General features: G+C 65.9%; 4 protein-coding genes. 2 read left to right on the forward strand and 2 right to left on the reverse strand.

Going from position 1 to position 7,736, the window contains the following annotated elements; all coding sequences use genetic code 11:
• Positions 1–17: 17 nt before the first annotated feature.
• Positions 18–704 (reverse strand): orotate phosphoribosyltransferase, encoded by a 687-nt coding sequence (locus KH616_RS02915; protein WP_292236225.1) that lies wholly within the window; start codon positions 702–704, stop codon positions 18–20.
• 454 nt (positions 705–1,158) lie between these two features.
• Between KH616_RS02915 and KH616_RS02920 the strand changes: the two genes are divergently transcribed.
• A complete protein-coding gene (locus tag KH616_RS02920; RefSeq protein WP_292236226.1) occupies positions 1,159–3,429 on the forward strand; it encodes an NADP-dependent malic enzyme in 2,271 nt (756 codons plus the stop codon).
• Between the two features lie 127 nt (positions 3,430–3,556).
• On the opposite strand, the gene KH616_RS02925 is transcribed toward KH616_RS02920, so the two are convergent.
• Positions 3,557–7,147 carry an indolepyruvate ferredoxin oxidoreductase family protein gene (locus KH616_RS02925; protein WP_292236228.1) on the reverse strand — a complete coding sequence of 1,197 codons (3,591 nt, stop codon included), beginning with the start codon at positions 7,145–7,147 and terminating at the stop codon, positions 3,557–3,559.
• A 318-nt stretch (positions 7,148–7,465) separates the two neighbouring features.
• Here KH616_RS02925 and KH616_RS02930 point away from each other — a divergent pair, with 318 nt between their 5' ends.
• Positions 7,466–7,657 carry a hypothetical protein gene (locus KH616_RS02930; protein ID WP_292236229.1) on the forward strand — a complete coding sequence of 64 codons (192 nt, stop codon included), beginning with the start codon at positions 7,466–7,468 and terminating at the stop codon, positions 7,655–7,657.
• The last annotated feature ends 79 nt before the right edge of the window (positions 7,658–7,736 follow it).

Below are 7,736 nucleotides of genomic sequence, written 5' to 3' on the forward strand. Positions count from 1 at the left end.
GTTCCCGCCGGCGCGGGTCACTCCTGGGCGCCTGTGGCGCCGCCGTGCGCCGCCGACCACTCGGCCGGCGCGTGCAGGAATTTCTCGACTTCGTCGAGCGTCTTCGTCTCGAAGTAGCCCGACGCCTTCGCGACGCGCAGCACATCCCACCAGGTCGCGAGCGCGTGCAGATCGACGCCGATGTCCTTCAGCACCGACACGCTTTCCTTGAAGATGTTGTAGTGGAACAGCACGAAGCAGTGGTTCACTTCCGCGCCCGCCGTACGCAGCGCGTTGACGAAGTTGATCTTGCTGCGGCTGTCGGTCGTCAGGTCCTCGACGAGCAGCACGCGCGAGCCTTCTTCCAGATGGCCTTCGATCTGCGCGTTGCGGCCGAAACCCTTCGGCTTCTTGCGCACGTACTGCATCGGCAGCATCATGCGGTCGGCGATCCACGCCGCGAACGGGATGCCGGCGGTTTCGCCGCCTGCCACCGCGTCGATCTGTTCGAAGCCGACGTCGCGCGTGATCGTCGTTTCCGCCATTTCCATCAGTGCACGGCGCACGCGCGGATACGAGATCAGCTTGCGGCAGTCGATGTAGACCGGGCTGGCCCAGACGGACGTGAAGATGAACGGCTTCTCGGCGTTGAAGTGCACCGCCTGCACTTCGAGCAGGATTTTGGCGGTCGTGTCGGAGATCGTCTGACGATCGAAGCCTGTCATGGGCATTCCTTGGATGGTGAGCGGGGGAGCGGGCGCGGGCCCGGTGGCGCAGCAAGGGGAGCCTGCCCGCGAGGGCCAGGGGCGCGATCGGTCGCCTGATCGCATCGCTGCGCGCGTAGTCCGCCATTTTACCCGATTCAGGCTGAATTTCGACGGGCATTCGCGGCCGGCGCGGCGACACCCGGAATAAGCGGGGGGCGATCACGGCGCCGGCGCATCGCGTCCGGGATACCGCGGCGCAACAACTTTCGTCATGCGCGAGGTGTACACTAGTCGGTTCCAGAAAATCGCCCGGTACTGTGTACTTCCTTCTTGCCATCCGCCAAGGTTCGATCGTGCGCCGATCCGGCGTGCAGCGGCCGTCGCAGTCGACCATCCCCTCGATTCATGCACACGCGGCTCCAGGTGCGGCGTGCCGGGCATTCATATATCGCAAGTCTCTCGCAGGTCAATCATGGACGAACAACTGAAGCAGGCCGCCCTCGCTTATCACCAGAATCCGAAACCCGGGAAGATTTCGGTGACGCCGACCAAACCGCTGTCGAACCAGCTCGATCTGTCGCTCGCCTATTCGCCGGGCGTCGCGGCTGCCTGCGAGGCGATCCACGCTGATCCGCTCGACGCCCAGAAATACACGTCGCGCGGCAACCTCGTCGGCGTCGTGACGAACGGCACGGCGGTGCTCGGCCTCGGCAACATAGGCCCGCTCGCGGCAAAGCCGGTGATGGAAGGCAAGGGCTGCCTGTTCAAGAAGTTCGCGGGCATCGACGTGTTCGACATCGAACTGTCGGAATCCGATCCGGACAAGCTCGTCGACGCGATCGCGATGCTCGAGCCGACGCTCGGCGGCATCAACCTCGAGGACATCAAGGCGCCGGAATGCTTCTACATCGAGCAGAAGCTGCGTGAGCGGATGAAGATCCCGGTCTTCCACGACGACCAGCACGGCACCGCGATCATCGCGTCGGCCGCGATCCTGAACGGCCTGAAAGTGGTCGGCAAGAAGCTGGGCGAAGTGAAGCTCGTCTGCTCGGGCGCGGGCGCGGCGGCGATCGCGTGTCTCGACCTGCTCGTGAAGCTCGGCCTGAACAAGGCGAACGTGCTCGTGGCCGATTCGAAGGGCGTGATCTACGAAGGCCGCGGCAATCTCGATCCGTCGAAGCAGCGCTACGCGGCGACTACCGACGCGCGCACGCTCGGCGACGCGATCGTCGGCGCGGACGTGTTCCTTGGCTGCTCGAGCGCGGGCGTGCTGAAGCAGGACATGGTCAAGACGATTGCCGACCGTCCGCTGATCCTCGCGCTGGCGAACCCGGAACCGGAAATCCGCCCGGAAGACGCGAAGGCGGCGCGCGCCGACGTGATCATCGCGACCGGCCGTTCGGACTACCCGAACCAGGTCAACAACGTGCTGTGCTTCCCGTTCATCTTCCGCGGCGCGCTGGATGTCGGCGCGACGACGATCACGGAAGAGATGAAGCTCGCGTGTGTGCGCGCGATCGCCGAGCTGGCCGAGGAAACCGACCAGAGCGAGGAAGTCGCGAAGGCGTATGAAGGCCACTCGCTCGAGTTCGGCCCGGAATACCTGATCCCGAAGCCGTTCGATCCGCGCCTCATCATCAAGATCGCGCCGGCCGTCGCGCAGGCGGCGATGGATTCGGGCGTGGCGACGCGTCCGATCCTGGACATGGATGCGTACCGCGAGCAGCTCGGCGCGACCGTGTATCGCACGGGCATGGTGATGCGCCCGGTGTTCGCGACCGCGAAGAAGAAGCAGGCCCGCATCGTGTTCGCCGAGGGCGAGGACGAGCGCGTGCTGCGTGCGGCGCAGTTCGTGCTGCAGGAAAAGATCGCGAAGCCGATCATCGTCGGCCGTCCGTCGGTCGTCGAAATGCGCCTGCAGAAGATCGGCTCGAAGCTGAAGGCCGGCGTCGATTTCGAGATCGTCAATCCGGAAGACGACACGCGCTATCACCGCTACTGGCAGGCTTACCACGAGATCGGCGCGCGAGATGGCGTGACGCCGGAAGTCGCGAAGGCGGCGCTGCGCAAGTTCAATACGCTGATCGGCGCGATGCTGGTGCATCTCGGCGACGCGGACGGGATGATCTGCGGGATGATCGACACGTATCACAGCCACCTGAAGTTCATCGAGCAGGTGCTGGGCCGCGCGAAGGACGCCGAGCACTATGCGGCGATGAACCTGCTGATGCTGCCGGGCCGCAACCTGTTCCTGTGCGACACGTACGTCAACGAGCAGCCGAGCGCCGAGCAGCTCGCCGACATGACGATCCAGGCCGCAGCCGAGATCGAGCGCTTCGGCATCACGCCGAAGGCGGCGCTGCTGTCGAACTCGAACTTCGGCAGCGTGCCGTCGGCGTCGTCGCGCCGGATGGCGGAGGCTCGCAAGCTGATCGTCGCGCGCGCGCCGTCGCTGGAAGTCGACGGTGAAATGCACGGCGACGCCGCGCTGTCCGAGGCGGTTCGCAAGGCCGCGTTCCCGGGCACGACGCTGTCGGGCGAAGCGAACCTGCTGATCATGCCGAACGTCGAAGCGGCGAACATCGCGTACAACCTGCTGAAGATGGTCGGCGGCGAAGGCGTGACGGTCGGGCCGTTCCTGCTCGGCGCCGCGAAGCCGGTCCATATCCTGACGCCGGCTGCGACCGTCCGTCGGATCATCAACATGACGGCCGTTGCCGCCGCGAACGTGAACACGAAGTAACGCTCACGCATGCCCCCGCACCGCGTTTTCCGCGCGGTGCAATGAAAAACGCCACGGAACTTGCGTTCCGTGGCGTTTTTTGTGGCGAGGCGCGAAGGGCGCGGCGCCTGTCGCCGCGCCCTTCGCGTCAGGCTACCTGCTGCCGGCTCTGGCCGCCCGCCGGCGCGCGCCATTGCGCGAGCAGCGTGCTCCATTTCTGACGTACCGCGCGCAGGTTGTTCTCCTTCACGTGGCCATAACCGCGAATGCCGTCGGGCAGCGCAGCCAGGTCGAGCGCGAGCGGGCGGTTCGCGGCGGTCAGCCTGGCCGTCACTTCGTCGATCAGCGCTTCGTACTCGCCAATCAGTGCGCGCTCGGTGCGGCGTTCCTCGGTGCGGCCGAACGGATCGAGCCCGGTGCCGCGCAGGAACTTCAGCTTCGCGAGCATCCGGAACGCGCTCATCATCCACGGGCCATACGCTTTCTTGATCGGCTGACCGTGTGCGTCCTTCTTCGCGAACATCGGCGGCGCGAGGTGGAATTTCAGCTTCCAGTCGCCCTCGAACTGCGCGGCCAGACGGGCGAGGAACGCCGGATCGGACTGCAGCCGCGCGACCTCGTATTCGTCCTTGTACGCCATCAGCTTGAACAGGTTGCGCGCAACCGACTCGGTCAACAGTTCCTGGCCGTCGCTGTCGACGACCGCGCGCTCGGCAGCCCGCACCTTGTCGACGAACGCGGCATAACGCGCCGCGTAGGCCGCGTCCTGATAAGCGGTGAGGAACGCCACCCGCTTCGCGATCAGCGCATCGACGGCCTTCTTCGTGTGCAGTGCAATCACCGTCGCGCCGGTCTGGGCGGTGCGCGCATCGCCTGCCGCAGCCTGCTTGACGCTTGCGAGGTCGAACGCCGCGCGGCGGCCCCAGTCGAACGCCGCACGGTTCTTGTCGACCGATACGCCGTTCAGTTCGATCGCGCGCTCGAGCGATGCGAGCGACAGCGGCAGCCAGCCGCGCTGCCATGCATAGCCGAGCACGAACGGGTTCGTGTAGATCGCGTCGCCGAGCAGCGCGACCGCGAAATGGCTTGCATCGACGAGATCGACCGCGTCGCCGGCCGCCGCACGGATGTCCTGTTCGGCGGAAAGGCCCGGGAACGCCCAGTTCGGGTTCTTGATGAAGTCGGCGGTCGGCGTCTTCGCGCTGTTGACGACCACGCGCGTCGCGTTGTGACGCATCCGCGACGTGCACTCGTCGCCGGCGGTGACGATCGCATCGCAGCCAATCACGAGATCCGCCTCGCCCATCGCGATCCGCGTTGCGTGGATGTCGGTCGGCGCATGCGAGATCTGCACGTGGCTCATCACGGCGCCGCCTTTCTGCGCAAGGCCGGTCACGTCGAGCACGGTCACGCCCTTGTTTTCGAGGTGCGCGGCCATCCCGAGCAGCGCGCCGATCGTGACGACGCCGGTGCCGCCGACGCCCGTCACCAGCACGCCGTACGCGCGATCGATCGCCGGCAGCGCCGGTTCAGGAATCGGCGGGAGTGCGGCGCCGTCGACCGATACGGCCTTCGGCTTCTTGAGCTGCCCGCCCTCGACAGTGACGAAGCTCGGGCAGAAGCCGTTCACGCACGAGAAGTCCTTGTTGCAGCTCGACTGGTTGATCTGGCGCTTGGTGCCGAATTCCGTCTCGAGCGGTTCGACGGACAAACAGTTCGACTTCACCGAACAGTCGCCGCAGCCTTCGCACACCGCCTCGTTGATGACGGCGCGCTTCGCCGGATCGGGATACGCGCCGCGCTTGCGGCGGCGGCGCTTCTCGGTCGCGCAGGTCTGGTCGTAGATGAGGATCGTCGTGCCTTCGATTTCACGCAGTTCGCGCTGCACGTCGTCGAGCTGGTTGCGGTGATGGATCGTCACGCCCGGCGCGAGCAGCGACGTCTGGCCGTCGTACTTTTCCGGCTCGTCGGTGACGATCACGATCTTCTTCGCGCCTTCGGACGCGAGCTGATGCGTGATCTGCGGCACCGTCAGCACGCCGTCGACCGGCTGGCCGCCCGTCATCGCGACCGCATCGTTGTAGAGGATCTTGTAGGTGATGTTCGCTTTCGACGAGATGGCGGCGCGCACCGCGAGCAGGCCCGAGTGGAAGTAGGTGCCGTCGCCGAGGTTCGCGAACACGTGTTTCTCGTCGGTGAACGGCTCCTGTCCGATCCACGGCACGCCTTCGCCGCCCATCTGGCTGAAGGTGCTCGTGCTGCGGTCCATCCACACGGTCATATAGTGGCAGCCGATGCCGGCGATTGCGCGCGAGCCTTCCGGCACGTTGGTCGACGTGTTGTGCGGGCAGCCGGAACAGAACCACGGCTTGCGCTCGGTCGTCACGTGCGGCTTCGCGAGCGCGGCTTCCTTCGCGTTGATCACGGCGAGCCGCGCGGCGATGCGCGCACGCACGTCGGACGGCAGCTCGAACTTCTCGAGGCGCGTCGCGATCGCCTTCGCGATGATCGCGGGCGACAGCTCGTAGTGCGCGGGCAGCAGCCAGTTGCCCATCGGCACCGACCATTCGCCGCCTGCGCCGTCCTTCTCGTCGAACTTGCCGTAGACGCGCGGCCGTTGCGTGTCCGGCCAGTTGTACAGCTCTTCCTTGATCGCGTATTCGAGGATCTGGCGCTTTTCCTCGACGACGAGAATCTCGTCGAGGCCGCGCGCGAATGCCTGGGCACCCTGCGCTTCGAGCGGCCACACGCAGCCGACCTTGTACAGGCGGATGCCGATGCGCGCGCAGGTTTCGTCGTCGAGGCCGAGGTCGGTGAGCGCCTGGCGCACGTCGAGATATGCCTTGCCGCCGGTCATGATCCCGAAGCGCGCGTTCGGCGAATCGATCTCGATCCGGTCGAGCTTGTTCGCGCGCACGTAGGCAAGCGCCGCGTACCACTTGTAGTCGAGCAGGCGGGCTTCCTGCACGAGCGGCGGATCCGGCCAGCGGATATTCAGGCCGCCGTCCGGCATGATGAAATCGGTCGGCAGCACGATCTGCGTGCGATGCGGGTCGATGTCGACCGATGCCGACGATTCGACCACGTCGGTCACGCATTTGAGCGCGACCCACAGGCCCGAATAGCGGCTCATCGCCCAGCCATGCAGGCCGAAGTCGAGGTATTCCTGGACGTTGGACGGGAACAGCACCGGCAGGCCGCAGGCCTTGAAGATGTGCTCGGACTGGTGCGCGAGCGTGGACGATTTCGCCGCGTGGTCGTCGCCGGCGAGCACCAGCACGCCGCCATGCTGCGACGAGCCGGCCGAGTTGGCGTGCTTGAACACGTCGCCGGTGCGATCGACGCCCGGGCCCTTGCCGTACCACATGCCGAAGACGCCGTCGTACTTCGCGCCGGGATACAGGTTGACCTGCTGCGAGCCCCACACGGCGGTGGCGGCGAGGTCTTCGTTGAGGCCGGGCTGAAAGACGATCTGGTGGGCGGACAGGTGCTTCTTGGCTTTCCACAGCGACTGGTCGAGACCGCCGAGCGGCGAGCCGCGATAACCGGAGATGAAGCCGGCGGTGTTCAGGCCGGCGGCGCGGTCGCGTTCCTGCTGGAGCATCGGCAGCCGCACGAGCGCCTGGATGCCGCTCATGTACGCGCGGCCGCGTTCGAGCGTGTATTTGTCATCTAGCGTGACGGACTGCAGCGCGGCTTCCAGGGACGCGCGTTGGCCTGCGTCTAGCGGGGCATTCATTGTCAAATCTCCTCCACCCAGTTTGGGATCGCCAAAACCTCGATTGCGTCGGCATCTTGTGGACGCGTCCGCCGTGGCCGGAGTTTGGCCGGTTTTGGTCGATCGTAGCACTGGTACAAACCCGCCGCTGACCGTCGAAAAATACGGGTCGCGATCGCGAATCCTTGGCGGGCGGGCGTTACAGCATGTAAAAGCATGTAAAGCCGAACGCATCTGCCGCCAATTGCCGTTAGTCTTGGCAGTCCTGTCGGAGGTGCCTGTCCGCATCCGGTTGTTCGATGCGTACAGGGAGGCGCCGGCAGTTCAAAAGGAGGTGCCATGAATACACGTCATATCCAGAGTTTCCTGACGGTGTCCGCCGCGTTTTTCGCGATGAGCGGCCCGGCGCACGCGCAGGGCGCGAACGCGTTGGCGATCGCCCGCGCGCCGATGCGCCAGGTCGCGCCGTCCCGCGATGCAGCGGCGCAACCGGCGGCGCGTCTTTGCGCGCGGCGCATGAACGCGCATTGATCCAATCGCGCGGCCTGCCGGCCGTGCCAACGAAAAAGGGCGGGAATCGCGCGATTCCCGCCCTTTCTTTTTCACCGGA

The organism is Burkholderia sp., assembly GCF_018375725.1.
GTDB lineage: Bacteria > Pseudomonadota > Gammaproteobacteria > Burkholderiales > Burkholderiaceae > Burkholderia.